The sequence below is a fragment of the Thiomicrolovo immobilis genome (assembly GCF_039645955.1).
GTDB lineage: Bacteria > Campylobacterota > Campylobacteria > Campylobacterales > Sulfurimonadaceae > Thiomicrolovo > Thiomicrolovo diazotrophicus.
In genome coordinates, this window is the sequence record NZ_CP147916.1 from 1,664,502 (window position 1) to 1,691,400 (window position 26,899).

Consider the following 26,899-nt stretch of genomic DNA (forward strand, 5'->3'; position numbering starts at 1 on the left):
ATGGGTACGCTAGATACCGTGTTCCAGCGCCTCGCGCACGTACTCTTTGAATTTCTCCAGTTCGACCAGGAAGGCGTCATGCCCGTAATCGCTCTTGACTTCCAGATAATCGACCGGCGTCGTCTTCTCCTTCGCCAGAATGTCCGCCATCACCCGCATCTCTTCGGGAATGAAGAGCATGTCGTTCTCGAAACTGACCAGGTAGAGGCGGCTTCTGATGCGCAAAAGCGCCTCTTCGAGGGTATCGAACCCCCGGGAGAGGTCGTAGATGTTGATCGCCTTCGTAATATAGAGGTAGCTCAGCGGATCGAACCACTTGGTGAAGTTGTAGCCGTTGTACTCGAGATAAGACTCCACCTGGAACTTCCCGAAGAGCTCGTAAAGGCCGTCGGTACGTTTGTATTCGCGCCCGAATTTCCGCTCCATGCTGTGGGGCGAGAGGAAACTGATGTGTCCCGCCATCCGGCCGACCGCCATTCCCGTCAGGCCGTTTTCTTTGATATCCGCGGGGTCGTAATAGCCGCTTTTGAAATCGGGATCTTTCAGGATCGCCTCCTGGGCGATCTTGTTAAAGGCGATCGTCCAGGGCTGGGTCGCATGGGTACAGGCCATGGCAACGATACGGTCGGCGAAGTTGGGGTAGTGCACCGCAAACTGCAACGCCTGCATGCCGCCCATAGAACCGCCGACGATGGCATGGACACGGTGGATCCCCAGCTTGTCAAAGAGGATACGCTGTGCCTTGACCATATCTTTGACCGTGATGACGGGGAACTTGTAGCGATAGGGCTCATCGCTCGGAAGCATCGGCGACATCGGGCCGGTCGAACCGAAACAGCTGCCGATGACGTTGGAACAGATGACGAAGAAACGGTCCGTGTCGATCGCCTTGCCCGGCCCGATCAGGCCGTCCCACCATCCTGGTTTGTTATCCCCTTCATAAAGGCCTGCGGCATGGTGTGACCCCGTCAGGGCGTGCGTGACGACAACGACGTTGTCCTTCGTCTCGCTGAGGTGCCCGTAGGTTTCATAGACAATATCATACGGTTCGAGGATACGCCCGCTCTCCAGATAGAGCGGATTGGTAATATGCTCGGTATGGGTCTGAAGGTTTAAAGGGTCTATGATGCCGCCTCGAGTGCCTGTTTGATGTCGGCGATAAGATCCTCCGCGTTTTCAAGACCCGCACTGATGCGGATCAGTCCCGCCGGAACGCCGCAGGCGTCCATCTCCTCGGCACTGAGCTGCTGGTGCGTCGTCGAGGCCGGGTGGGTGATGATGGACTTGGAGTCGCCGATGTTGACAACGAGCGAATAGAGCTGCGTTGCGTCAACGACCTGCTTGGCCGTTTCCAGGTCGGCGACTTCGAAACTGAGGAGGCCGCTGCTCATACCGCCGTCAAAATAGCGGCTCGCATTCGCGTAATTCTTGTTGGAAGAGAGTCCCGGGTAGTTGACACGCTTGACCTTCGGGTGCGTCTCCAGGAACTTTGCGAGCATCAGGGCGTTGTGCGAATGCTCTTTCATCCTTATTTGCAACGTCTCGAGCCCCTGGATAAAGAGCCAGGAGTTGAACGGCGATCCGACCGCGCCAATGTCGCGCAGAAGACTGAGCCGTCCGCGCAGGGTATAAGGCGGCAGCGGTACGTCGACGTAGACCAGGCCGTGGTAGCTGGCGTCGGGTTCATTGAACTGCGGATAGCGCGCGTTGCCCCGGAGTTTGTCGACGAGGTTGCTGCGTTCGACCATGATCCCGCCGATGGCGAGTCCCTGTCCCGTCGTATACTTGCTGGCACTGTGCACAACCACGTCGATGCCGTGCTCGATCGGCCGGCAGAGCGCCGGGGTCGCGACGGTGTTGTCGACGATGCTGAGGATGCCGTACTTGTCCGCCAGCGATGCGAGCTCGCTGATATTGGGAACGTCGATGCTCGGATTCGTCAGCGTCTCGAAAAAGAGCGCTTTCGTCTTCTCGTCGATGAGCTTCTCCGCTTCGGCGGGGTTGTGCACATCGAAAAAACGCGCTTCGATGCCGAAACGTTTCATGGTATGGGCCGTCAGGGTGAGGGAGCCGCCGTAAAGCTGCGCGGCGCAGACGATATTGTCGCCCGCCTCCGCCGCATTGGCCAGGGCGTAGAAGATGGCGGACATGCCGCTCGAGGTCGCCAGTGCCGCCGCACCCCCTTCGAGGCTGGCGAAACGCTTCTCGAAAACGTCCGTCGTCGGGTTGTTCAGGCGGGTATAGATATTGCCGAGCTCTTTGAGCGCGAACAGGTTCGCCGCATGCTCCGCGTCGCGGAACTCATATGCCGTCGTCTGGTAGATGGGCACCGCCATCGTTCCCTGCATATCCTTCGTATAGCCTTCATGGAGCGCTTTGGTCTGAAAATGCATGTGTACTTCCCCTCTTTACAACGCGGGGAGCGGGGCCCCTCCGCTTTTTCCGCCGATAACGGCGGTCTGTCGTAGCGCAGCGGCGTGAAGCAATACGCTTACGCTATCCGTTAGTATACCGATCAGATATGATAATTCGGTGCTTCCGCCGTAATCTGGACGTCATGGACGTGGGACTCTTTGAGCCCCGCGCTCGTAATCTCGACGAACTCCGCGTTCTGCCAGAAAGCTTCGATGCTCTCGGAACCGCAGTAGCCCATGGAGGAGCGAAGGCCGCCCATCATCTGGTGAACGATGCCCGCGATCGGTCCGCGGTACGGTACGCGCCCCTCGATCCCTTCCGGTACGAGCTTGTCCGCCGCCGTACCTTCCTGGAAGTAACGGTCCGTACTCCCCTTGGTCATCGCCCCGATGGAGCCCATACCGCGGTAGGACTTGTACTGGCGCCCCTGGTAGTTGATCAGGTCGCCCGGAGACTCCTTGGTCCCCGCCAGCAGGGAGCCCGCCATGATGCAGCTCGCACCGACGGCGAGTGCCTTGGCGATGTCACCGGAGTACTTGATCCCGCCGTCGGCGACGATTGGCACGCCGACGCGGCGGCCCGCTTCGGCACACTCGTCGATCGCGGAGATCTGCGGCACACCGACACCGGCAACGATACGCGTCGTACAGATCGATCCCGGTCCGATACCGACTTTGACGGCATCCGCACCCGCTTCCGCCAGCGCTTCGACCGCCTCGGCCGTCGCGACGTTCCCGGCGATAATATCGATATTCATCTGCGCCTTGATCGCCTTGACGGTGTCGATGATCCCCTTGGAGTGGCCGTGGGCGGAGTCGAGGACGAGCACGTCGACACCCGCGTCGACGAGTGCCTGCGCACGGTCAAGCTGTCCGACGCCGATCGCCGCACCGACGCGCAGACGACCGAATCCGTCTTTGAGCGCGGAGGGGTACTCGATACGCTTCTTGATATCCTTGATTGTGATCAATCCCTGGAGGTGCCCTTCGTCGTCGATGATCGGCAGCTTCTCGATCTTATTCTTGTGCATGATCTGCTCCGCTTCGTCAAGGGAGATATCCTTGTTCGCAACGATCAGAGGCATCTTCGTCATAACGGCGTCGGCGCGCTTGCTCAGATCCTTTTCAAAGCGCATATCGCGGTTGGTCAGGATCCCCAGCAGTTTGTTGTAGAGGTCGACGACAGGGACGCCGGAGATGCGGTACTCCTGCATCAGCGCCTCGGCATCGGCCAGGGTCGCGTCCGGGTAGACGTAGATCGGGTCGATGATGATCCCAGACTCGCTCTTTTTGACCTTTTTGACCTGTTTGACCTGGTTTTCGATATCCATGTTCTTGTGAATGATACCGATGCCGCCCAGGCGTGCCATGGCGATCGCCGCGCGGTACTCGGTCACGGTATCCATCGCCGCGGAGACCATCGGGATGTTCATCGTGATGTTCTTGGTCAGTTTTGTCTCAAGGCTGACCTCTCTGGGCAGTACTTCGGAATAACGCGGGACCAACAGGACGTCTTCGAACGTCAATGCACGTTTACGGATTTTCATGGGACTCCTTCTTAAAGGTTTACGGCCTGCTCAAGGCTGAGCGCACCGTCGAAAAGTGTTTGTTCATCAAAGGCTTTGGCAATAAGCTGCAGCCCGACCGGCATACCGTTCTCCGCCATGTCGACGGGGAGCGAGATCGCCGGCAGACCGGCAAGGTTGACTGAAATCGTGTAGATGTCGCTCAGGTACATCTGCAGCGGGTCGGAGAGAGCTCCGAACTCGTACGCAGTGTCCGGCGCGACGGGGCTGAGGATCAGGTCGACCTCTTCGAAGAGTTTCTCGTACTCCTCCTTGATCAGGTGGCGCACCTTCTGCGCCTTGACGTAATAGGCGTCGTAATAGCCGCTGGAGAGCACGAAGTTCCCCAGCAGGATACGGCGCTTCACCTCTTCGCCGAACCCTTCGGAGCGGCTCTTGATGAAGAGGTCGGAGAGGTTCTCGCCCTCTTCCCGGCTGCCGTAGCGGATGCCGTCGTAGCGGGCAAGGTTCGTCGAGGCTTCCGCCGTCGCGGTGATGTAGTAGGCGGAGATGTCGTACTTGGCATCCATCATCGACTTCTCGACGACGGTATGGCCCGCGGCTTTCAGCGCCTCGACCGCTTTGTTGTACCCCTGCTTGACCGCGTCGGATGCCCCCTCCAGGTAGGAAGGGAGGATCGCGATGGTCAGCTTGCGCGACGGGTCGAGCTTGTCCGCGACGCTCTCATAGGCGACGTCCGCGCTGGATGAGTCTTTCGGATCGTAGCCGCTGATGATATCGTAGAGGATCGCCGCGTCTTCGACGTTCTGCGTCATCGGGCCGATCTGGTCCAGCGAGCTCGCATAGGCCCCGAGACCGTAGCGGCTGACACGGCCGTAGGTCGGTTTCATCCCGACGATGCCGCAGAACGCTGCCGGCTGGCGGATGGAGCCGCCGGTGTCGGAACCCAGTGCCGCCACGGCAAGACCCGCCGCGACCGCCGCCGCGGAACCGCCGGAGCTGCCGCCGGGGACGCAGCCGCGGTTGCGGGGGTTAAGCGTCTTGCCGTAAAAGCTGCTCTCGGTCGTGGAGCCCATGGCGAACTCGTCCATATTCGTCCGTCCGAACGGCGCGAGACCCGCCGAGAGCAGTTTTTCGACAACGGTCGCGTTATACGGCGCGACGTAGCCCTGCAGGATCTTCGAGCCCGACGTCACGCTCCACGTCTTGACCTGGATGTTATCCTTGATCGCAATGGGAACGCCGCTGCCGGCGCTCTCCATACCCACATAGGCACCCAGTTCGCTGTCGCCTTCGATCTTCGATTTGAGTTCGGCGCGGAGGCTCTCCAGCGCTTCCGGCGAGAGTGTCAAAGCTTCCTTAAGCGTCATCAATGTTCATCCTTTGCTTTTTTTGCCCGGCGTACGGCCAGGATACCGATTGCGACCACGGCGAAGATCACCAGGACCGTCTCCGCGATGAAGCCCATCGGTACGGGGGCTGCCAGATCAGGCACCGGTCACCTCCGCGCAGCGGGCACAGAGGGTGTCCTCTTCGTGGGCGTGGAATTTCCAGCAGCGCGGACACTTCTGCAGCGATGCCGCCGCGATCACGTAGCGCTCGCCGTCCACCTCGAATTCGCCCAGCATCTCGCCCGCCGTTTCCAGCGGCAATACGCCGGAGACGACGAACCAGTCCTCCGCTTCGATCTGCGGCAGCGCCTTGACGATCGCCGCGTCCGTATGCAGGGCCAGTTCCAACGTGCTCTTGATCTTCTTCTCTTTTTTGAGGGCATCGACGATCTCGTACATCCCCTCTCTGACTTTCACCAGCGCACATTCGTTGAAGGTGCTCGTCGGCACGTCGATCGACGCGTATTCAAGATCGAAGATGCTCGCGGCATCGCCCTTGATCACCGCCGGAGCCGTCTCGACGATCTCGTCTGCCGTATAGGTGAGAATCGGCGCGACGAGCAGCAGCATCGAGCGGGTGATCATGGCCATTGCGCTCTGGCTGGCGCGACGGTGCGGATCGTTCTTCGCATCGCAGTAGAGGCGGTCTTTCGTAATATCGAGGTAGATCCCGCTGAGCTCGTTGACGATGAAGTTGTTCAGTGTGCTCATCCCGCCGACGAAGTTGTAGCGTTTGAACTGCCCGTGGACATTGTCGAAGACATGGGATGCCTTGGAGACGATCCACTGGTCCAGTACCCCCATCTCGCCGAACGTGACGATCGTTTCCAGGTCGTTGATGTTCGCCAGAAGGAAACGGAACGTATTGCGCAGCTTGCGGTACTGTTCCGCCGTCTGTTTGAGGATATCGTCGGAGATCTTCTGGTCGTTCTGGTAATCGGCCAGCGCCACCCAGAGGCGAAGGATCTCCGAACCGTACTGCTTGAGCACCTTGTCCGGGGCAACGACGTTGCCCTTGGACTTGGACATCTTCTCGCCCTTGCCGTCCATCGTAAAGCCGTGCGTGATCAGCGCTTTGTACGGCGCGCGGTGTTCGACGGCGGCGCTGAGGAAGAGCGAACTCTGGAACCAGCCGCGGTGCTGGTCGCTCCCTTCGAGGTAGACATCTGCCGGGTAGCTGCCCGCGTCGTAGTTGCGGGATTTGAGCACCGCGTTCCACGTCGAGCCGCTGTCGAACCAGACGTCAAGGATATCGTCAACCTTCTCCAGCTCGTCGGCCGTGTGTGCACAGCCCGGGTAGAGCAGCTGTTCGATCGGCATGCTGTACCAGGCGTCGGTCCCGTGCATCTCGAAGACCATCGCGGTAAAGTTGAGGACCTTCTCGTCCAGGACCACCTCGCCGGTCGCTTTGACGCGGAAGAAGGCGATCGGCACCCCCCAGTCGCGCTGGCGGGAGATACACCAGTCCGGGCGGTTCTCGACCATCGCCTTGATGCGGTTGCGGCCCCACTCCGGGTAGAACGTCGTCGCTTCGACCTCTTCCTGGGCGATTTCGCGCAGGGTCTTGCTCTGCCCTTCGGGTTTCTCGTCGACGGCGATGAACCACTGTTTCGTCGCACGGAAGATCAGCGGCGTATGCGAACGCCAGCAGTGCGGGTAGGAGTGGTTGAACTTGCTGACCTTGAGCAGGCTCGCCCCCAGCAGCTCGATGATCGGCTCGTTGGCTTTGAAAATGTGCATGCCGACGAAGCTTTCCGCATCCGGGATGAGGCGTTCGCGCACGACACTCTGGTCATAGCAGCCCGTCTCGTCGACCGGCATGATGACGTCGAGGTTGTACTTGAGGCCGACGCGGTAGTCGTCCTCCCCGTGTCCCGGCGCCGTGTGGACACAGCCCGTACCGTTGTCCATCAAAACGTGCTCGCCGAGCACGATCTGCGAACGGCGGCCGTTGAGCGGGTTCACCGCGTGCAGGTTCTCGAACTGCTTTGCGTCGAAGGTCTGGACGACCTCGCCTTTGACGATCTCCTGCTCTTTGAGCGCGTCGTAGAGCTTCTGGGCGACGATGTAGCCGTCGGCGCTGCGGACATACTTCTCGTCCGGGTTCAGGGAGATCCCCGTATTGGCCGGCAGGGTCCACGGGGTCGTCGTCCAGATGACCGGCGCGGCGTTGCCCTCGATGCCCAGGCGCACCTTGGACTCCTCGCTCAGCTCGAAGGCGACGAAGATGGAGTAGTCCTCTTTGTCCTCGTACTCCACTTCCGCCTCGGCCAGCGCCGTGCGTTCCGCCCAGCTCCAGTAGACCGGTTTGCTGCGCTCGACCAGCAGCCCCTTCTTTGCCACGTCGCAGAGGGTGCGGTAGATGTTCGCTTCGAACTTGTAGTCCATCGTCAGGTAGGGATTGTTCCAGTCCGCGATGACGCCGAGCTGCTTGAACTCGTCGCGCTGGATGCCGACAAAGCTCTCGGCGTGTTCGCGGCAGAGTTTGCGCACTTCGGCCGTGGAGAGCGCCTCTTTTTTCTGCTTGCCGCCGAGTTTCTTCTCGACCTGCTGTTCGATCGGCAGACCGTGACAGTCCCAGCCCGGGGTAAAGCGGACGCTGCTGCCGTTGAAGTAGTGCTGTTTGACAATGATGTCTTTGAGGATCTTGTTGAGCGCATGGCCGATGTGCGTATGGCCGTTGGCATAAGGCGGGCCGTCATGCAGGGTGAAAGACGGGGCCCCCTCGCGTTTTTGTTTCATCGTCTCGTACACACCCGATTCGAACCATTTGGCATAGCGCAGGGGTTCGTTTTGGACGAGGTTGCCGCGCATGGCAAAGTCTGTCGTGGGCAGGAGCAGTGTCGCTTTGTAATCCATCATTTTCCTTCAAGAAGGGCGAATATTCTCAATCTAAAAAATTGGTGCATTATAGCTTCAAACCCATTAAAAAAAGCTGTTTATTCCTGCGCAGGGGCCGAACGGGGCGCAATCTTCGTTTCGCCGGTAACGGAGCGTTTTGCGCTATACTCACGGTATGAAGTACTCCCTTTTTCTTATCGGCGACGGCCTGATCGAAAACCAGCCGGTGTGCCGCTATATCGACCGCCATTTCGCCCGTTTCGGGATCACCCCGGAAAAGCGCTTTCTGTTCAGGGAACCCCAGCGCTTTTTTCCGGAACGCGCCGGCGGCACGGAGAAAGCAGAGACCTGTTTTATCCTCTGCGACCCTTCCATGGCCCCCCTCGTCGCCAGGGAGATCGCCACGCTGACCGGTGACACCCTCATCATACGCGATGAGTGCCTTGTTCCTTCCCGCTCCAGCAGCATGGCTCCCGCCTACTACCATCTCAGTGACGGCACCCTGCATCTGCACGTGATGCAGGTCGAAAACGGCAGCGAACTCCCCGCCCCCGAGTTGACGGCCGCCCCCTCCGAGAGCGCCGTCGTTCATCTTTTCGACAGTGACGAGAAGGCGTTAACGCCCCTCCTGAAACAGATCGCGGAGAGCTACCGCGTCGATTACGCCCTCACCGCCCCCATCCCCGGCTGGCTGCAGTGCCGGCTGGAAACGGAACGCTTCGGGGACGTCGACGGTGCGGTCCAGCATCTTCTGACCCGCTTCCCGAGTGCCGTCGCCTCGGAAAACATCGCCCTCTGGCTCATTGAAGTCCTGCAGGATGCGGGCAAGACGGTCACCTTCGCCGAGAGCTGCACCGGCGGCCTCCTCAGTTACTACCTGACCAAGGAGAGCGGCGCCTCCGGGGTATTCGAAGGGGGGCTCATCACCTACTCGAACCGTCTCAAATCCGAGTGGATCGCGGTGGAAAACGCGACCCTTGAAGCCCACGGCGCCGTCAGCCGCGAGGTCGTCGAAGCGATGAGTGCCGGTGCGCTTGAAGTATCCGGCGCCGATTACGCTGTTGCCGTCAGCGGCGTCGCCGGACCGACGGGGGGCACGCCGCAAAAACCCGTCGGCACGGTCCAGGTCGCCGTCCGCAGCAACGAGGCCGTTACTACGGCGCATCTGCAGCTCAGCGGCGACCGCAACTATATACAGGAACAGACGGTCCTCCATGCGGTCAAAATGCTGATGCTCCTGGATAAAAAAACTTTTTTCAAAATTTATTGAGTTTTTCTTGACAATATCGGGCATATTTCCCTATAATTTCGGCCTTGCATTTGTGAGCATGTCTCGTTAGCTCAGCTGGTAGAGCACGTCACTTTTAATGATGTGGCCGTTGGTTCGAATCCAACACGGGACACCATCTATTTTGCAAAATGAAATTGATCCAAAATTAATCTTTTTTTAAAGATTAAGCGGTAAAATTTCGCCCTACTTATTACGGATGCGGTGGTAGTTCAGCTGGTTAGAATACCTGCCTGTCACGCAGGGGGTCGCGGGTTCGAGTCCCGTCCACCGCGCCACTTTTTTTTCGGGCGCTTAGCTCAGTTGGTAGAGCGCTACCCTTACAAGGTAGATGCCACTGGTTCGAGTCCAGTAGTGCCCACCATTTTCCCGAACGTTCAAACGATTTTCATCAATTCATTTTTTAAAGCGATCTTCCTTTAGCGTGGACGTTTCTCTCCTGGCATTTTGATCGGTTCCGATTCCATCTTTTTTCCTTCAGACGACAAAAAAAGGAAAAAACCCGACTTTCGATAAATTAATAACAGAATAGGTAACTTCGCAGTATAATCCTCCCCTGCTTTTGCACGATGACCCTTTCGTCTAGGGGCCAAGGACGCTGCCACTTCATGGTAGAGACGGAGGTTCAAATCCTTCAAGGGTCGCCATACGGGTGCTTTTAGATGCCCAAAAAGCTATTTTTAAAGTTAGCGAAGTATACTTTCGCTCTACTTCATGTGCGGTGGTAGTTCAGCTGGTTAGAATACCTGCCTGTCACGCAGGGGGTCGCGGGTTCGAGTCCCGTCCACCGCGCCATGCTTTTACAATCAAAACACGTTTTATCCACCCATTTCCAACCGTTCTAATACACTCTCACCCGCTTCGCTATCAAGGTATCGCTCCGCTCTTTATTTATGACACCACCTTCGTGGTCTCACGCCGTTCGACAACACGCCGGTTTCAAAGCTAAAAACGTGAAGCAGTTCACGTTTTGTGACGCTTCTCACGTCCACCGCGCCATGCTTTTACAATCAAATCACCTTTTATCAACCTATTTCCAACCCTATCAGAACACACTGACTTTATTTCACCATAGCATCTCTGCCTGTTTTATTTTTTAAGACCAATTTTGTCTTATTTGCTCTATAGTGGCTGGATAGACACGAGGGCATCACCAAAATCCCTGTGCGGTCTCAGCATAGCAGAGAAAGTCATAATCAAGGCGACGCTTTGAAGACCTAGCCTTAGCTAAGTCGAAAAGTGGCAACGCTGAGTATGGCTTTTCACTGTTATGCCCTGCGGGAGAGCGTTTGAAGCACGATCTTTCTTCCGTTTTCATCTTGACTTAGCTTTTGGCTAGGCCTTCAATGAAAACAAAAAAAATCTCATGCTTCAAATGCTCTCTGAGCTCCACACAGGGACTTTGGTGATGCCCTTAAAAGGAGCCGCCATGGCACAGACTGAAGTAGACAAAATTCTTGCCAAAGATTACGAACTCGGCTTTACCGTCGATATCGAAGAAGACACCGTCCCCCCGGGGCTGAACGAAGACATTATCCGCTTCATCTCCGCCAAGAAGCAGGAGCCCGCGTGGATGACCGAACTGCGCATCAAGGCCCTGCACAAATGGGAAGGGATGGAGGAGCCCCACTGGGCACACCTGCACTACACCTCCATCGACTACCAGGCCATCTCCTACTTTGCCGCCCCGAAAAAAGCCCCCAACAGCCTCGACGAGGTCGACCCGAAGATCCTGGAAGCCTATGACAAACTCGGCATCCCCCTGGACGAGCAGAAGATGCTCCAGGGCATCGCCGTCGACGCGGTCTTCGACTCCGTCTCGGTCAAGACGACCTACGCCGACACGCTCCAGGAGCTCGGGATCATCTTCTGCTCCATCTCCGAGGCGATGCGCGACCACGCCGAACTCGTGCAGGAGTATATGTTCTCCGTCGTCCCGATGACGGACAACTACTATGCCGCCCTCAACGCCGCCGTCTTCACCGACGGTACCTTCGTCTACGTTCCCAAGGGGGTCCGCTGCCCGATGGAGCTCTCCACCTATTTCCGCATCAATGCCCAGAACACCGGCCAGTTCGAACGCACACTCATCATCGCCGACGAAGGCAGCTACGTCTCCTACAACGAGGGGTGTTCGGCCCCGCAGCGCGACGAGAACCAGCTCCACGCCGCCGTCGTCGAGCTGATCGCGAAAAAAGACGCGGAAATAAAGTACTCCACCATCCAGAACTGGTACCCCGGCGACAGCGAGGGTGAAGGGGGGATCTATAACTTTGTCACCAAGCGCGGCATCTGTGAAGGAGAAAATGCCAAGATCTCCTGGACCCAGGTGGAGACGGGCTCCTCGATCACCTGGAAATACCCCAGCTGCATCCTCAAGGGCGACAACAGCGTCGGCGAGTTCTACTCCGTCGCCGTCACGAGCCGGGCCCAGCAGGCGGACACGGGCACGAAGATGATCCATATCGGGAAAAACACCCGCTCAACCATCGTCTCCAAGGGGATCTCCGCCATGCACGGCCAGAACAGCTACCGCGGCCTGGTGAAAATCGGTCCCGCCGCGCAGGGGGCGCGCAACTTCAGCCAGTGCGACAGCCTCCTCATCGGCGGGGAGTGCGGGGCGCACACCTTCCCCTACCTCGAATCGCAGGAGGCCTCCGCGCAGATCGAACACGAGGCGACGACGAGCAAGATCAGCGACGAGCAGCTCTTCTACCTGCGCTCGCGGGGCATCGGCGAAGAGGACGCCGTCTCCATGATCGTCCACGGTTTCTGCAAAGAGGTCTTCGCCCAGCTCCCCATGGAGTTCGCCGTCGAAGCCAAAGAGCTGCTCAATCTCACCCTGGAAGGAAGTGTCGGATGATGGAAATAAAGAACCTGCATGCCGCAATAGGCGGCAACACCATTCTAAAAGGTCTCAGCCTGACCCTGGAAAAGGGGAAGGTACATGCCATCATGGGCCCCAACGGCGCGGGAAAATCGACCCTCTCCAAAGCCGTCGTCGGCCATTACGACGTCGACGTCACGGAGGGGGAAGTCATTTACAACGGGCAGAATGTCCTTGAACTGGAACCGGAGGAGCGGGCCCTGGCAGGGATCTTCCTCAGTTTCCAGAACCCCGTCGAGGTTCCCGGCGTCAACAACGCCTATTTCCTGCGAACCGCCCTTAACGCCAAAGAGCGCCATGAAGGAAGACCCGAAACGAACGCGGCGCAGTTTTTGCGCCTGATGCGCAGCCACGTCGAGCAGCTGGGGATGAAACCGGACATGATCTCGCGCAACCTCAACGAAGGCTTCTCCGGCGGGGAGAAAAAACGCAACGAGATCCTGCAGATGGAGATCCTGCAGCCCGACGTCATTTTCCTCGACGAGATCGACTCCGGCCTCGACATCGACGCCCTGAAGGCCGTCTCGGAAGGGATCAACCGGATGAAAAACGGGGAGCGTACCTTCCTCGTCATCACCCACTACAGCCGTATCCTCGACTACATCGACCCTGATTACATCCACGTCCTCCGGGACGGCAAAATCGTCAAAACAGGCGGCCCGGAACTCGTCAAACGCCTCGAGGCCGAGGGCTACGGGGCGATCGCGGAGGATGCATGATGGGTGCGCTGACCCTTGATCTTGTCCGGGAACAGGCCCAGGGGCCGCTGTTCGAACGGTTGACGGCGCTCGGGCTTCCCGGCAACAAAACGGAGCAGTACCGCCATTTCGCGATCAAACCCCTGCTCGCGCGCGACTACAGGCTCAAGAGGGCCGCGGCGCACACGCCCAAAACCGGCAAACGCCTCGTCATCGAAAACGGGACCGTCACCGAGATCCCCGCGGGCTGCTCCGTCTCCTACCCCTCCCCTTTCACGGCCGATCCGGGCCACTACGACGCGCTCTACTTTCTCTCGCACCTGTTGGCGCCCGTCGCCATCGCGCTCGAGATCGCCGCAGATGCAAGTTTTGAGTTCCGGCACATCGTCAGCGACACCCGGACCCTGCTGCCCTACCGCCTCTCTGTCACCGTCGCGCCGGAGAAACATGCGGAGATCTTTGAGACCTTCGAGGGGGAAGGAAGCGCGGAGAGCCTCGTGCTCTACGGTATCGACGCCGAGATCGGCGACGGTGCCGCCCTGCGGTGGATCCGGGACGAGAGCGGCACGGCGGAGGAGACGGCACTTATCGGCACCCACCGCTTCCATGTCGGCGCAAACGGCCGACTGGAGCTGAAGACCTTCGACTTCGGCAGCGCCCAGGCCCTCCACCTCTACAAGATCGACCTGGAGGCCCACACCCGCTGCGACGCCGGCCACCTGCTGATGGCGTCGGGCACGGCGCGCCGGGGCAACGTCGTGCATATCAACCATCACGCGCCCCACGCCACCTGCGTCCAAGAGGCGCGCAGCGTCCTGCGCGGCGCGGCCACCGGGATCTTTGACGGCCTTATCCGCGTCGACGCCAAGGCGCGCTACGCCGATGCGCGGCAAAACACCAAAGCCGTGCTGCTCTCCCCGCAGGCCTATATGTACGCCAAGCCGCAGCTGGAGATCTATACCGACGAACTCGAAGCCTCCCACGGGGCGACGATAGGCCAGCTCGATGAAGACGCCCTTTTCTACCTGCGTTCGCGGGGGATCGCGGAGGAGGAGGCGCGCAGCATGCTCGTCCTCGCCTTCGCCGACGCCCTCATCGGCAGTGTCGGCGACAGCGCCTACGCCGAACACATCCGCGCCGATTTCCAATCGGCCTATTTTTCGGCACCGGACGCCGCAAAGGAGACACCATGACGATGGATGAACAGGTTCAGCTCTACAAAGAGGACCTTGCCCTCCTCCCCGACAAAGACGCGAAGATGGAGTACATCCTCGATTTCGGCAAGGAGGCAGGCAAGCTCGATCCTCAGTACAAGACCGAGGAGAACATCATCAAAGGGTGCTCCTCCCTGGCATGGCTGCACAAAGCCTATGACAAGGGAAAGATCCTCCTCGAGGCCGAAGGGGACTCCATCATCGCCAAGGGGATGCTCGTGATGCTGCTGGGCATCTTCCACAATAGGACCCCCGACGAGATCCTCGCCTTCGATCCGAACAAACTGAAAGAGATGGGTGTTATGGAGCTGCTCAGCCCCGTCCGCCAGCAGGGACTCGAGGCCTTCCTCAACGTCATTTACGGGTACGCCAAAACCTGCAAAGGTGAGTGAGATGAAGTTCGACGTCCTCAAAGAGAAGATCACGGAAAAGCTGCGCGGCATCTACGACCCGGAGATCCCCGTCAACATCTACGACCTGGGGCTCATCTACGGCATCGACTGCGCCAAGGAGAGCGGCGGGGCGACCAAGTGCGTCGTGACGATGACCCTCACCTCCGCCACCTGCCCCGTCTCCGAAAGCCTCATCGACCAGGTCCGCAACATCGGCTACCTCATCGACGACGTGCCCGACCTCGTCGTCGAAGCCAACCTCGTCTTCGATCCTCCCTGGACGATGGAGAAGATGAGCGAGGAGGCGCGGCTGCAGCTGGGGATGCTGTAAGTCCGTTTCCAAGCGCACAAGTGCTACACTATGCCTTATGAATAGTCCCGTTTTTCTGACCGATCTTGACCACACCTTTCTACGCTCCGACCAGAGCGTCAGCCCCTTCTCCCGCGACGTCTGGAACCGAATTGCCCGCCACACGCCCCTGACCGTCGCCACGGCACGCAGTTTTTCCAAGTCGCACGATTTCCTCAGCGCCCTGCATCTCGAAGCGCCGATGATCCTGCTCGACGGCTCCATGGTCGTCCTGCCGGACAAGACCCTCATTGACATCAAAACGGTCGGCAAAGAGATCGGGGACGAACTGATCGAGACGGGACGCCGCTTTGACAACATAGAGCCCTTCGTCATCGGCCTCACCGACCGCGACCTCAACGAAGCGTTCCGCTACCCCGAAAAGGTCACGCCGATGCAGCGGCAGGTGCTGGAGAACTACAAAAGCGACCCCCGCCTGGAGCGGCTGGGCCGCATGGAAGCGATGGACGAGACCCTCAAGATCGTCTACATGGCTGAAGAGGCGCGCCTGCGGCCGCTCACGGAGCATTTCAGGGCGCTCTTCGGCGATGCGCTGGAGTTCAAGCTCTCCCCGGAGAAGTATACGGGGGGCTACTACCTCACCATCCTGCACCCCCTCGGCGACAAGGCCCACGCCATGGCAAAAGTCGCCGAATACATGGAGCACGATACCGCCGACTTCACCGTCTTCGGCGACAGCCTCAACGACCTGGGAATGTTCGAACTCGCCGGGACCGCCTGCGCTGTGCAGAACGCCCTGGATGAGGTGAAAGCCGCCGCGGACATCGTGCTGCCCCACACCAACGACGAAGATGCCGTCGCACGCTACCTGCAGGAGGCCGCCCATGCCTGACAAAACCTCCACCCTCCTGCCCATGAGCATCCTCGGCCTGCTCTTTTTCATCTTCGGGTTCGTCACCTGGCTCAACGGCTCGCTCATCCCCTTTCTCAAAATCATCTGCGACCTCACCGCCTTTGAAGCGCTCCTTGTCACCTTCGCCTTCTACATCGCCTATACGGTGATGGCCCTGCCGATGGCAATCGTGCTGCGCTACACCGGCTACAAGCAGGGGATGGCCCTGGGGCTCGGCATCATGGCCGCCGGGGCCCTCCTCTTCATCCCCGCGGCCCAGAGTGCGGACTACCGCCTCTTCCTTGGCGGTCTCTTTACCCTGGGAGCGGGCCTCACCCTGCTGCAGACGGCATCGAACCCCTACATCGTTCATATCGGCCCCCACGAGAGCGCCGCGGCGCGCATCAGCATCATGGGCCTCATCAACAAGGGCGCCGGCGTCCTCGCCCCGCTGCTCTTTACCGTCCTCATCTTCGCCGACCTCACCGCCCCCGTCTCGGCCGACGCGACACCGGAAGTGAAAGCGGCCCTGGCGCAGAAACTTGTCAGCCCCTACCTGTCGATGGCCTCGGCCCTCGCGCTGCTGGCGGTCTTCGTCCGTCTTGCGCCCCTGCCGAAACTCCCCTTCGAAGCCGTCCCCGCCGCCCCGGGCGATTCCGTCTGGCGCCATCCGCACCTCCTGCTCGGGGCCGTCACTCTCTTTTTCTATGTCGGCATCGAGGTGATCGCGGGGGACACCATCGGCCTCTATGGCCAGTCGCTCGGCATCGAAAACGCGACGGCGCTCACCGCCTATACGATGGTCTTTATGGTCCTGGGCTACCTCATCGGCGTGACGACGATCCCAAGGTTCATCTCCCAGGAGAAGGCGCTGCGCTACACGGCCCTGGCCGGTCTGGTCTTTACGGCCGGGATCCTCTGGAGCAGCGAGCAGAGCCACGCGGTCGCGTCGATCCTCTGGGGCTGGAGCGGCATCGCCACCCTGCCCGACAGCCTCACCTTCGTCGCCCTGCTGGGGCTCGCCAACGCCCTCGTCTGGCCCGCCGTCTGGCCCCTGGCACTCAAGGACCTGGGTCCCCTCACGGCCAAGGGGAGCGCCCTGCTCATCATGGGCATCGCCGGCGGCGCCCTGCTGCCGCTGCTCTTCGGCCAGATCGGGGAGATGGGCGGCACCCTGCGCCACGGCTACGCCCTGGGCTTCGTCTGTTACGCCTTTATCTTCTACTACGCCCTTACCGGCCACAGCATAAGGAGAAACCATGCATAAGCTTGTCACATCGGAAAACGGCCTGGAAATCCTCGAGATCATCAACACCGAAGCCACGGCCAAGATAGCCCTGCAGGGGGCGCACCTTTTCGAATACGCCCGCCACGGCCAGCCCGAAATGCTCTGGCTCAGCCCGACGGCCCGTTTCGAGCCGGGACGGGCCATCCGCGGCGGCGTCCCCGTCTGCTGGCCCTGGTTTGGCTCGGACCCCGACATCCCCGACCGGCCCCAGCACGGTTTCGCCCGCGCCGTCCTGTGGCGGTTGGAGAGCGTCGAGGAGGCGGAGGAGAGCGCGACCGTCGTCACCCTGAAGCTCGACGACACGATGCTCGAACAGCACGAGCGCCGCTGGTTCCCCTACCTCTTCGAACTGACGATGCGCATTACCATAGGCGAGCAGCTTGAACTCGCCCTCACGACAAAGAACCTGGGAAAAGAGCCCTTCGAGATCACCGAGGCGCTGCACACCTACTTCAGCCTCGGCAATATCGCCGCCGTCAGCATCGTCGGGCTGGAGGGGGTCACCTACGCCGACGCCCTGGACGGGTTTAGCAAAAAATCCTCCGGCGCGCCCATCGGGATCACCCGGGAGACCGACCGCGTCTACCTCGATACTGAGGACACAGTCATCCTTCTCGACGAGCGTCTGGGACGCACGGTCATCGTCGGCAAAAGCGGCAGCAGCTCCACCGTCGTCTGGAACCCCTGGATCGACAAAGCGGCGCGCATGGAGGATTTTGCCGACGACGGCTACAACACGATGGTCTGCATCGAAACGGCCAACGCCCTCTCCAACACCGTCACCGTCGCCCCGGGCGAAGCCCACACGATCACCCAGAGCGTCAAGTGAGGGCGGTCATTTTCGACGGCCGCGAGGTCTCGCCGTCCAAAGTCGTCTGCATCGGCCGCAACTATGTCGAACACATCGAAGAGCTCGGCAACGAGATCCCCGAGCAGATGGTCGTCTTCAACAAACCCAACTCCGCCGTCACCGACACCCTCCGCTACGTCGAGCCGACCTGCCGCTTCGAGGGGGAGATCTGTTTTCTTATCGAAAAGGGAGAGATCGCGGGAATAGGTTTCGGGCTCGACCTTACCAAAGCCTCTATCCAGAACCGTCTGAAAGAGAAAGGTCTGCCCTGGGAACGGGCGAAGGGGTTCGACGGTTCGGCCGTTCTGAGCGACTTCGTCCCCTTCAACGCCCCGATGGATTCGCTGCGAATGACCCTGCACGTCGACGGTAAACTGCGGCAATACGCCGGCTACGGTCTTATGATGTACAAACCCTCCGTCATGCTCGAAGAGATCAAATCGTTTATGACGCTCGAGGACGGCGACATCATCATGAGCGGAACGCCCAAGGGGGTCGGCACCTATGAGGCCGGGCAAACCTTCGTCGGGCGGGTCTACTCGGATGAACTCCTTCTCATCGAACAGACATGGATCGTCCAGGGCTAAATAACGTCATTAGTAGGCAATAACACCGCTTACATGCTATAGATTTTCTACTTCATGTAATGGTGCTATATATGCGATTAGAACATCCAGTAAAAAGAGAATAAAAAAAGACCCGAAAGTAGCAAAAAGGAAAGAATAATATATTTCTTGCAGGAAGCCCGCCAAAATAAAAAACAAGAAAATATATAAAAAGTAATGATAGAACAGTGCAAAAAAGTAGAAGTAGGTATTTAGTTTATAGACTCTGTCCCCATTTGTATGAACTAGTGAGTTCTTCCTTCCCCATGTTATGAGGACTATTCTTAATAGATTTAAGAAGTTTCTCTTGTAGGATATCGTTTCACTGTTCATATCAACTCCATAGCACTATCAACTTTTCTATTCCTTGGGCACATTAATATACATCACTAAAGTATGGAAAACAAGGAGCTCCACATCAACATCACAAGCGATCCGGACGAGCGCTCTATTATCAATTCACTCTTGTCAGCCATGCAAACATCCATCTACTTGCTGTTTTAGTTCGAAGGTTTCATTCCCGACAATTGACCTCCTCTATCGGTAGCAACAATGACAAAAAATATTCAAACAACAAGTACACCATAATAGTTTCAATTGTTTGCAGCAGAAGTGAATCCGCCCAGTTCCCACAATATATATATAAGAACATTAAGACAAAAAAAACAGGCCCCAAATAGTAAATATAAAAGATGGTGCCAATGAGATGATTGACCGCATAGCATTTAGAGCCAAATTTTATTTTCTTTCCCATTTTCAACTTGAAAATATCAGGGATACTTTTGATTACTTTGATCCTCTCTTTTAACCGCATTTATATCCCTTTGTCGCGAGTGCAATAGACTTTTTAAAAAAACGTTGAGACTAGGTATATCCACCCTAGGATCACCAGAGGCCCAATCACCCCGGAAACAATTCCCATCAGCCAGAAATCCCGGCTTTTCAGTGCCCCCGACGCGAAGACGATGGCGTTGGGCGGCGTCGAGACCGGCAGCGCCATCGCCAACGAGGCGCTCAGTGCGACGGTGACGACGGCGAGCATCGGACTGCTGTTGCCGATGACGACGGCGACGGCCGTCACCAGCGGCAGCAGAATGTTCGCCGCGGCCGTATTGCTCATAAAGTTCGACAGCAGCACGACGAGGTAGGCGAAGATCGGAACGAGCAGGAGCAGCGGCAGCGTCTGTTCGGCAAAGAGCGTCGCGATCCAGTCATCCAACCCGCTGCTGCTCACGGCACTCCCCAGGGAAAGGCCACCAATGATGAGGATGATGACGTCCCAGTGCAGCGCCCGGATATCCTCCGCTTCCAGGATGCCCAGCATTGTGAAGATGACGATGGGCAGGAAGGAGACGACCGTCGTCGGGATGTGGTGCAGCGGCCCCGTCAGCCAGAGCATTATTGTCAGTGAAAAGGTGAGGACGACGGCGCTCTTTTTCCAGCTGGGCACACTCGGCACCGTCGCATGCACAATACTGGTGTCGTCCGTGTGGTCGACCCCGTGCAGCGGACCGAGATCGATCAAAGGTTCGTTGGAGGGGTAGCGCTTCAGCAGAAGGTAGCGCAACGAAATAACCAGCAGCAGCGCCGGCGGCAGGGCCAGCATCATCCAGCCCACGAAGCTGGGGGCGGAGGTTCCCAGCAGCCCCACGGCGATGGCGTTGGGCGGCGTCCCGATGATGGTCCCCATCCCCCCGATATTGGCGGCCATCGTGACGGCGAGCATCAGCCCCTTTCTATAGGGATTGTCCGGCCGCATCGTGGCGAGCATGGGAAAGAGGATCGAGACGATCAGCGCGGCGGTTGCGGTATTTGAGATGAACATCGACATCGTGAAGGTCACCAGGACCATCCCGCTCATGATGTGCTCGGGGCGGTTGCCTACCAGAAAAAGGACCCGTTTGGCGATCCAGATGTCCAGGCGGGTCTTCGACGCCGCGCTGGCCATGATGAAGCCGGCCAGGAAGAGGAAAACAAGGGGGCTGGCCCATGGCGAGAGGAAGGCTTCCCACTCCCCGCCGGGAACGAGGCCGAGCAGCACGATCTCCAGCGCGATAATGAGGAAGGAGACGGCAAAGGCGGGAATCGCCTCGCTCAGCCAGAGCCCGGCGGCGAAGATGAGAATGAAGAAGGTCGCCCGTCCTTCGCTTCCCAGCCCTTCGTACTCGGGGAGGTAGGCCGCCAGAAGCGCCACGATCAGCGAGACGGCGAAGCGAATAAGGCGGTCAGCCCGGTTCTCGACGCCCCCGAGGTTGGCGAACTTCCGGATGCCTTGCCGCGTGTCGATCATCTTCTACTCCCCCTCATCGCTGCGTTCAGCCCTCTTCGTTCAGTTCGGCCAGCCGCTCCGGCGTCCCGATGTCCCGCCACTCTCCCTCGTAGAGTTCTGCCGAGACGAGGTTCCCGGCCATCTTCGTACAGTAGGTGATCTTCAGAGGCTTGTTGCCGTACGTCAGTCCCCAGAAGAATTTCGGCGCATAGTAGCCGATGCCCGAAAAGGTGTAGTTCTCTTCATCCTCGTCGCAGGCGGCGCGCCCCTCCTCGATGGCGAAGTCGCCTTCGGGGTTGTGCTCGGGGTTGGGCACGAGGATAAGGTGCCCCAGCGATGCGGGCAGTTCGAACGACGTGTCGAAGGGGAAGTCCGTCCAGACGTCGCCGCTGATGATGAGAAACGTCTCGTCTCCCAGCATCCCCAGCGCCTTGACGATGCCCCCTATCACGCCCAAAGGCTCCTCGTGCTGCTCGTCGGAGTAGAAAATCTCCACCCCCCACTTTGAGCCGTCCCCCAGCGCTTCGGGGATCATGTAGCCCAGGTAGGCGATGTTGATCACGATCCGTTTGAACCCCGCCGCCGCGAGGCGTTCGATGTGGTGCACAATGAGCGGTTTGCCCCGGACTTCGAGCAGGGGCTTCGGGATCGTGTTCGTGAGCGGGCGCATCCGCTCGCCCTTGCCTGCCGCCAAAATCATCGCTGTATCCATTCATTTTCTCCTTTTTTTAGACGTATGGTTTCTATTGCGCTTCACCCTTCGCCGGAAGCGGCGGCAGTGTCACCCGCTCAAGCAGCGCGGCGAGCGGCTTTGTCTCTTCGTAGCGGTTCGCCGCCTCAATGGTGTAGCGCAGCGTCAGCGGCAGGTCGCCGAGGTAGCCCGGTTTTCCGTCGCGCAGCCAGAGGCGCGCAAAGATGCCCAGCACCTTGATGTGGCGCTGCAGCCCCATGAAGTCGAACCACTTCAGGAAAGTCTCGTCGTCGGCAACGATGCCCGCCCTGTCCCGGAAGCGCAGCGCCAGCGCCGCCATCTCTTCCGGCTCGAAACGGATGTAGAGGTCCTTGAGCAGGGAGACAAGGTCGTAGGTCACCGCTCCCTTCATGGCGTCCTGGTAGTCGATGACCCCCGTCTCGTCCGAGGGCGTCACCATAATGTTGCGCGAATGGAAATCGCGGTGGACGAAGACGCCCTGCGGCTGCGACAGCACCGTCTCCGAGATCGTATCCAGCACCTCTTCCAGCATCCGCTCCTCCTCTTCGCTGAGGGTCATCCCGAGGTACTTCTCCAGGAACCAGGTCTTCATTAGGTCCATCTCAAAGTGCAAAAAGGCCTTGTCGTAGAGCGGCAGCCCCTCGGCATCCGCCGCCTGCATCTTGACGATCTCGTCGATGGCGCTGCTGTAGTAGGAGTCGAAATTCGCCTCGTTCAGGACATTGAGCAGGGAGCGTGAACCGAAATCCTCCAGGACGAGGAACCCTTCGTCCCTGTCCTCCAGGTAGACCTGCGGCGCTTTGACGTCTACGCCGTGCAGCCTCCCCGTCACATCGAGAAAAGGGTCAAGCGACTCCTTCTCCAGCGAAGCGTCCATGACAATGAGCTTCTCCCTCCCCCGGCGCAGCCGGAAATAGCGCCGGAAGCTGGCGTCGGCACTGGCAACTTCTACCTCCCAGTCACTATAGGGTGTCTTTGCCAGCCACGCTTTTACTTTATGCATATATCCCCCCGAGGATCGTATTTTGCGACGCGCCCGTCACGCTGGAGAGCTCGACGACCTCTTCGTTCATGCGTTTGTATGCCAACCAGGCAAAGGCCATCGCTTCCATCCACTCGCCGGGGATGCCCTGCTCGTCGGTACGGACAACGTCGACGCCCTCGAGCTGCGAAGCGATCCGCCCGCGCAGGTAGACGTTCTCCGCCCCGCCGCCGCAGAGCAGCAGCCTTGACGGGGCGTATTTCGCGGCCTCCTGCGCGATGCTGCGCGCCGTCAGCTCCGTCAGGGTCGCCAGGAAGGCGTCGCTGCGCATCCCCTCCTGCACAAAGCGCTCCGCCCACGCGGCGTTGAACTGCTCCCGCCCTGTGCTTTTGGGTGCCGGGCGCGCAAAATAGGGGTCGGAGAGCATCGCGCCCAGCACGCCTTCGTCTACTTCCCCCCGCTGTGCGATGGTGCCGTTTTCATCGTAGGCGCAGCCGAACTTCTCCGCGCACCAGCCGTCCATCAGCACGTTGCCCGGCCCCGTATCGTACCCCAGCAACTCACTGCCGATGACGGTAATATTCGCCATGCCGCCGATATTGACGACGAGGGTGCGCCCTTCGAGCTTTTCGAAAAGGAAGCGGTGAAACGCCGGGGCAAAAGGCGCGCCCTGCCCCCCGAACGCCATATCTTTCCGGCGGAAATCCGCGACGGTCCGGATGCCGGTCCGGGCACAGACGATATTGGGGTCCCCCAGCTGCATCGTAAAGGGGTTGGGGCCGGAGGGGCGGTGCCAGAGCGTCTGGCCGTGCAGGCCTATTGCCTCGATCCGGCCGGTGTCCAGGTGATGCTCGCGGATGAGCGCTTCCACGGCGTCGGCAAAGAGCAGGCCCAGCCGGTGATCCAGCTCCCCTATCTCCTCCAGCGTCGTGCTGCCGCCAATGACGCGGAGCAGGTCCGCACGCAGTTGCGCGTCAAAGGGGTAGGCCAGCGACGCCGCCAGCTCGATGCCCTCCCCGTCCACGGGACAGAGCACGACGTCCACCCCGTCCAGGCTCGTTCCCGACATGACACCGATATAACACTGTTTCGAATCAAAGCTCATTTTCATTCCTACCGATATGGTACTATATGCAACTTTATCCAGGGCACGACCATGCCCAAAGGGCAATTCTAATAACCCTGTACGGATCTCAGAGTGTTTTTGAAGTGTAAGATTTTTTTTGTTTTCGTCGCAGGCCTAGCCATAGCTAAGTCAAGATGGAAACGGAGAAAATATTGTGCTTCAAAACCACTCCCGCAGGGCGCCACAGAGAACAGCTATACTCAGCGTTGCCGCTTTTTGACTTAGCTTTGGCCAGGCCTTCAAAGCAGCGCCTTGATTCTAACTGTTCTCTGTGACGCTGAGACCGTACAGGGTTATTAGAATTGCCCTCCAGGAGGTACGCATGACCGGAGGCTTCTTCGCCATTCTCGACGATATCGCGGCGCTGCTCGACGACACGGCCGTCATGAGCAAGGTCGCGGCCAAAAAAGTGGGCGGCGTGCTGGGCGACGACCTCGCCGTCAACGCCGAGCAGGCCTCCGGCCACGCCAGTTCGCGTGAACTGCCCGTGCTCTGGGCCATTACCAAGGGCTCTTTCCGCAACAAGGCGATCATCCTCCCCGTCGCCTTCCTGCTCAGCGCCTTCGCCCCCTGGGCGATCGTGCCCATCCTGATGCTGGGTGCTGCCTACCTCAGCTACGAGGGGGCGGAAAAAGTACTGGAATACCTCCGGCCGGGTCATCATGGTGAAGAGCAGAAAGGCGCCGTCGACGAGGCCGCCAAGATCACATCGGCCGTCCGCACCGACTTCATCCTCTCCATCGAGATCATCGTCATCGCCCTGGGCGTCGTCGCCGGGGAAGCCCTGACGACCCAGGTCCTCGTCGTCACCCTGATCGCGCTGCTGGCGACCGTGGGGGTCTACGGCATCGTCGCGCTGATGGTCCGTATGGACGACATGGGCTTCGCCCTGGTCGGTTTCAGCCAGACAAGCACGGGCACAAAGGCTGTGGTGCTGAAACGCAGCGGTCTGCTGCTGGTGCAGGCGATGCCGAAGCTCATCAAGGCCCTGGGCTACATCGGCACCGTGGCGATGCTCCTGGTGGGCGGCGGCATCTTCGTCCACCACGTAGAGTGGCTGCACCACGCCCTCGCTTTTATGCCCTTCGTTCTGCCCGAACTCGTAAGCGGCCTGGCCGCCGGGATGCTGCTGGTGGCGCTTGTCCTTCTCTGGGAGCGGCTGACACAGCGGGAATGATCGCGCCTTTCAAAATAAAAACACAAAATGTGTTTTTATTGCTTTTCTCGACAAATCAATATCATTTTCGTTCATTTAACGTGTTTTTCGTCATTAAACACATATGAAAATTTTTCTTTCCAAGCAGCTTTACAGCCTATTTTCATGGCAATAATGTAATTTTTTCCAAAATACAAACACATTTTTTATGTTAATTAATAATGCTATACAAGCTTAAAATGCTAGTATGTTCGTTGAATAAATAGTTAGATACACAAGAGGAAACATGATATTGAAAATTGCGAATCTTATTGCTTTACTCTTAGCAGAAGCTTGGCTTGTATCTAGCCCTGATTGGGAACCAGCAATTTTATTTATTGGTTTTCTCTCAAGTTTAATTATTCAAGAAGTAAAAGATAAAACAGTCACCAATCAGTCAAATACTCATGATAAAGAGCTTTTTACAAAGTTCTTGAATGATTTGCCTTCCGGTGAAGGTAGCATAGATTTTCTACGAGATCATGACTTTCACAATTCGTTTAAGCTTGCGAAACTTGACCAACTAAGAGATTTTGCAAGGAATTGGGATAATGCAGAATTTGAATTCCTCAATAAGGAATTGGAAAAGGCAAGACAGGATTTGCTTCAAACAATTTTTCAATTTATTGATGTTTCCAGCCATCATACATTTCCAGAAAGGGATGGTTGGCAAACTTCCATACCAAACTATACAGATAATGGTGAAATCCCGCAAAGAGCAAAAGAAAGTATCAAGAAAATGAATGACCTAGGAGATAATATTTTTGCTATGCATCAAACACTGATTCGACTAGGAAAACAACAATTAAATATCTAACAAACCAAAGGAGACCAATCAAAAAACCGCAGGCGGCTTTTTAATTGCTCATTTTAAACGTTATGCATTAAGCCTATATCTGAAAGGACGCAAACTTGAACTTTAATGATCTATCATACGATGAGCTTGATCAGCATGCAATGGAGCGTCTCGTTTTTGATGACGAAGAAGTTTCTCCAATACTAAAGGGGCACATATTTATCGAACAAGTTTTAGAGACGTTGCTTTCAAATAATATGCAAAAGCCTTCTGCATTTTTCAAAAAGAATCGTTCTTTTGATATAAAAGTTGATTTAGCTCATGCAATGGGATTATTAGACAGCAAACATTATTCAGCATTCAAAGCAATCAATAATATCAGAAATAATTATGCGCATAAACATGACTACAAAGTATCAATTCAGGAATTAAGTAGTTTCAAGTTTGATTGGGAAGATATACAAAATAAAGCTTTTGATGCGGCTTGTACAAAAGGATCTGGAGAGGCAGCTCGAATTGCCACAATATTCTTATCGTGGAAGGCAATGCATCTTATCAAGGAACCAGATGCATAACAAATCAAAAGAAAGGTTCTTACATGGAAAAGACATATCAAGTGGTTTTTAGTCGTGAAATAGAGGATAACAGAGTCACCGTGGAATGCACTGTTAAAGCTAAAACATTTGGTGAAGCAGAACGTTTAGCATGTAAAAAAATCAGTGGAAACTATTTTAAAGCAGCTTTAACTGGTGATCATGCAAACGATGATATGAAATCGGCTGACTATATTATTGACATATACATCATTGATGATACTGACACATTGAATGAAAATGAGAACTGAAACATGAAAGAATGGAAAATAGAGGTGCCAACTGAGTTATCCAAAGAACTTGAAGAGTGTTTCAAGATGGGCCCAATTATTGATGATAATGAACTTCGTTTTCTTACTGAAGAAGTAGTTGACAGAATCAAGGGATTAAAGATTGAAATATTCTCCAATGAGCACCCTCCACCTCATTTTCGCGTATGTTACGCTGGTGAATGTAATAATTTTACAATCAAGGATTGTGAAGCACTAAATGGGAACGCATTATCCACCTATTTTCGTAATATTAAAAAGTGGCACAAAAAGAACAAAGACATACTCATAAGCTTTTGGAATCAGAAAAGACCAGCAGATTGTGTTGTTGGCGAATACCGAGAATAAATGCATAACAAAT

25 protein-coding genes and 5 tRNA genes are annotated in these 26,899 nt (G+C 57.3%); 20 read left to right on the forward strand and 10 right to left on the reverse strand.

The annotated features are described in order from the left end of the window. Positions 1-9 precede the first annotated feature (9 nt). The 6 genes from WCX72_RS08640 to ileS all read right to left on the reverse strand — a co-directional run bounded on the left by WCX72_RS08640 (position 10) and on the right by ileS (position 8,190). Positions 10-1,125 (reverse strand): homoserine O-acetyltransferase, encoded by a 1,116-nt coding sequence (locus tag WCX72_RS08640; protein WP_345971541.1) that lies wholly within the window; start codon positions 1,123-1,125, stop codon positions 10-12. Continuing rightward, on the reverse strand, positions 1,122-2,393 hold the full coding sequence (locus WCX72_RS08645) for an O-acetylhomoserine aminocarboxypropyltransferase/cysteine synthase family protein (protein ID WP_345969411.1): 1,272 nt from the start codon (positions 2,391-2,393) through the stop codon (positions 1,122-1,124). The genes WCX72_RS08640 and WCX72_RS08645 overlap by 4 nt, the downstream gene beginning before the upstream one ends. A gap of 122 nt (positions 2,394-2,515) precedes the next feature. Next, positions 2,516-3,961, reverse strand: a complete 1,446-nt coding sequence (gene guaB, locus WCX72_RS08650) for an IMP dehydrogenase (RefSeq protein ID WP_345969412.1) — start codon at positions 3,959-3,961, stop codon at positions 2,516-2,518. Between the two features lie 11 nt (positions 3,962-3,972). After that, positions 3,973-5,313 carry an Asp-tRNA(Asn)/Glu-tRNA(Gln) amidotransferase subunit GatA gene (gene gatA / locus WCX72_RS08655; RefSeq protein WP_345969413.1) on the reverse strand — a complete coding sequence of 447 codons (1,341 nt, stop codon included), beginning with the start codon at positions 5,311-5,313 and terminating at the stop codon, positions 3,973-3,975. Next, positions 5,310-5,435 (reverse strand): hypothetical protein, encoded by a 126-nt coding sequence (locus WCX72_RS08660; RefSeq protein WP_255707211.1) that lies wholly within the window; start codon positions 5,433-5,435, stop codon positions 5,310-5,312. The genes gatA and WCX72_RS08660 overlap by 4 nt, the downstream gene beginning before the upstream one ends. After that, positions 5,428-8,190 (reverse strand): isoleucine--tRNA ligase, encoded by a 2,763-nt coding sequence (ileS, locus tag WCX72_RS08665; RefSeq protein WP_345971543.1) that lies wholly within the window; start codon positions 8,188-8,190, stop codon positions 5,428-5,430. The genes WCX72_RS08660 and ileS overlap by 8 nt, the downstream gene beginning before the upstream one ends. A 157-nt stretch (positions 8,191-8,347) precedes the next feature. Between ileS and WCX72_RS08670 the strand changes: the two genes are divergently transcribed. From WCX72_RS08670 to WCX72_RS08740, 15 genes are all read left to right on the forward strand, one after another. Further along, on the forward strand, positions 8,348-9,442 hold the full coding sequence (locus tag WCX72_RS08670; protein ID WP_345969414.1) for a CinA family protein: 1,095 nt from the start codon (positions 8,348-8,350) through the stop codon (positions 9,440-9,442). A gap of 60 nt (positions 9,443-9,502) precedes the next feature. Further along, positions 9,503-9,578: transfer RNA gene (locus tag WCX72_RS08675), tRNA-Lys, on the forward strand. 83 nt (positions 9,579-9,661) lie between these two features. Continuing rightward, positions 9,662-9,738: transfer RNA gene (locus WCX72_RS08680), tRNA-Asp, on the forward strand. Positions 9,739-9,748: 10 nt separating this feature from the next. Further along, positions 9,749-9,824 (forward strand) — tRNA-Val (locus WCX72_RS08685). A 207-nt stretch (positions 9,825-10,031) separates the two neighbouring features. Further along, positions 10,032-10,107 (forward strand) — tRNA-Glu (locus WCX72_RS08690). Positions 10,108-10,178: 71 nt separating this feature from the next. Then, a tRNA-Asp gene (locus WCX72_RS08695) sits at positions 10,179-10,255 on the forward strand. A gap of 634 nt (positions 10,256-10,889) precedes the next feature. Continuing rightward, entirely contained in the window at positions 10,890-12,323 is a 1,434-nt protein-coding gene (gene sufB, locus WCX72_RS08700) for a Fe-S cluster assembly protein SufB (protein WP_345969415.1), read from the forward strand. Next, complete coding sequence (sufC, locus tag WCX72_RS08705) at positions 12,320-13,066, forward strand: Fe-S cluster assembly ATPase SufC (protein WP_345969416.1); 747 nt, start codon at positions 12,320-12,322, stop codon at positions 13,064-13,066. Before sufB ends, sufC begins: the two co-directional genes overlap by 4 nt. Beyond that, complete coding sequence (locus WCX72_RS08710) at positions 13,063-14,238, forward strand: SufD family Fe-S cluster assembly protein (RefSeq protein WP_345969417.1); 1,176 nt, start codon at positions 13,063-13,065, stop codon at positions 14,236-14,238. The genes sufC and WCX72_RS08710 overlap by 4 nt, the downstream gene beginning before the upstream one ends. Further along, entirely contained in the window at positions 14,235-14,651 is a 417-nt protein-coding gene (locus tag WCX72_RS08715) for a SufE family protein (RefSeq protein ID WP_345969418.1), read from the forward strand. Before WCX72_RS08710 ends, WCX72_RS08715 begins: the two co-directional genes overlap by 4 nt. 1 nt (position 14,652) lies before the next feature. Next, positions 14,653-14,982 carry an iron-sulfur cluster assembly protein gene (locus WCX72_RS08720; protein ID WP_345969419.1) on the forward strand — a complete coding sequence of 110 codons (330 nt, stop codon included), beginning with the start codon at positions 14,653-14,655 and terminating at the stop codon, positions 14,980-14,982. 37 nt (positions 14,983-15,019) lie between these two features. Then, the gene (locus WCX72_RS08725) at positions 15,020-15,853 is read left to right on the forward strand and encodes an HAD-IIB family hydrolase (RefSeq protein ID WP_345969420.1); all 834 of its coding nucleotides are present in this window, start codon (positions 15,020-15,022) and stop codon (positions 15,851-15,853) included. Beyond that, positions 15,846-17,120 (forward strand): sugar MFS transporter, encoded by a 1,275-nt coding sequence (locus WCX72_RS08730; protein ID WP_345969421.1) that lies wholly within the window; start codon positions 15,846-15,848, stop codon positions 17,118-17,120. The genes WCX72_RS08725 and WCX72_RS08730 overlap by 8 nt, the downstream gene beginning before the upstream one ends. Beyond that, positions 17,113-17,970, forward strand: a complete 858-nt coding sequence (locus WCX72_RS08735; protein ID WP_345969422.1) for a D-hexose-6-phosphate mutarotase — start codon at positions 17,113-17,115, stop codon at positions 17,968-17,970. The genes WCX72_RS08730 and WCX72_RS08735 overlap by 8 nt, the downstream gene beginning before the upstream one ends. Continuing rightward, entirely contained in the window at positions 17,967-18,578 is a 612-nt protein-coding gene (locus WCX72_RS08740; RefSeq protein ID WP_345969423.1) for a fumarylacetoacetate hydrolase family protein, read from the forward strand. Before WCX72_RS08735 ends, WCX72_RS08740 begins: the two co-directional genes overlap by 4 nt. Positions 18,579-19,443: 865 nt before the next feature. On the opposite strand, the gene WCX72_RS08745 is transcribed toward WCX72_RS08740, so the two are convergent. The 4 genes from WCX72_RS08745 to WCX72_RS08760 are packed head-to-tail and all read right to left on the reverse strand — an operon-like array spanning position 19,444 to position 23,664. Continuing rightward, positions 19,444-20,886: a DASS family sodium-coupled anion symporter gene (locus WCX72_RS08745; RefSeq protein ID WP_345969424.1), complete on the reverse strand. Its 1,443-nt coding sequence runs from the start codon at positions 20,884-20,886 to the stop codon at positions 19,444-19,446. Positions 20,887-20,911: 25 nt separating this feature from the next. Continuing rightward, positions 20,912-21,577 (reverse strand): N-acetylmuramate alpha-1-phosphate uridylyltransferase MurU, encoded by a 666-nt coding sequence (gene murU, locus WCX72_RS08750; protein ID WP_345969425.1) that lies wholly within the window; start codon positions 21,575-21,577, stop codon positions 20,912-20,914. 31 nt (positions 21,578-21,608) lie between these two features. Further along, positions 21,609-22,580 carry a phosphotransferase gene (locus tag WCX72_RS08755; protein ID WP_345969426.1) on the reverse strand — a complete coding sequence of 324 codons (972 nt, stop codon included), beginning with the start codon at positions 22,578-22,580 and terminating at the stop codon, positions 21,609-21,611. After that, positions 22,573-23,664, reverse strand: a complete 1,092-nt coding sequence (locus WCX72_RS08760; RefSeq protein ID WP_345969427.1) for an anhydro-N-acetylmuramic acid kinase — start codon at positions 23,662-23,664, stop codon at positions 22,573-22,575. The genes WCX72_RS08755 and WCX72_RS08760 overlap by 8 nt, the downstream gene beginning before the upstream one ends. Positions 23,665-24,007: 343 nt before the next feature. On the opposite strand from WCX72_RS08760, the gene WCX72_RS08765 reads away from it, so the two are divergent. From WCX72_RS08765 to WCX72_RS08785, 5 genes are all read left to right on the forward strand, one after another. Next, the gene (locus WCX72_RS08765) at positions 24,008-24,862 is read left to right on the forward strand and encodes a DUF808 domain-containing protein (RefSeq protein ID WP_345969428.1); all 855 of its coding nucleotides are present in this window, start codon (positions 24,008-24,010) and stop codon (positions 24,860-24,862) included. Positions 24,863-25,127: 265 nt separating this feature from the next. Next, positions 25,128-25,697 (forward strand): hypothetical protein, encoded by a 570-nt coding sequence (locus tag WCX72_RS08770; RefSeq protein ID WP_345969429.1) that lies wholly within the window; start codon positions 25,128-25,130, stop codon positions 25,695-25,697. Between the two features lie 95 nt (positions 25,698-25,792). After that, on the forward strand, positions 25,793-26,251 hold the full coding sequence (locus WCX72_RS08775; protein ID WP_345969430.1) for a hypothetical protein: 459 nt from the start codon (positions 25,793-25,795) through the stop codon (positions 26,249-26,251). 23 nt (positions 26,252-26,274) lie between these two features. Beyond that, positions 26,275-26,520 (forward strand): hypothetical protein, encoded by a 246-nt coding sequence (locus WCX72_RS08780; protein WP_345969431.1) that lies wholly within the window; start codon positions 26,275-26,277, stop codon positions 26,518-26,520. A 3-nt stretch (positions 26,521-26,523) separates the two neighbouring features. Then, the gene (locus WCX72_RS08785; protein ID WP_345969432.1) at positions 26,524-26,886 is read left to right on the forward strand and encodes a DUF4160 domain-containing protein; all 363 of its coding nucleotides are present in this window, start codon (positions 26,524-26,526) and stop codon (positions 26,884-26,886) included. Positions 26,887-26,899 lie beyond the last annotated feature (13 nt).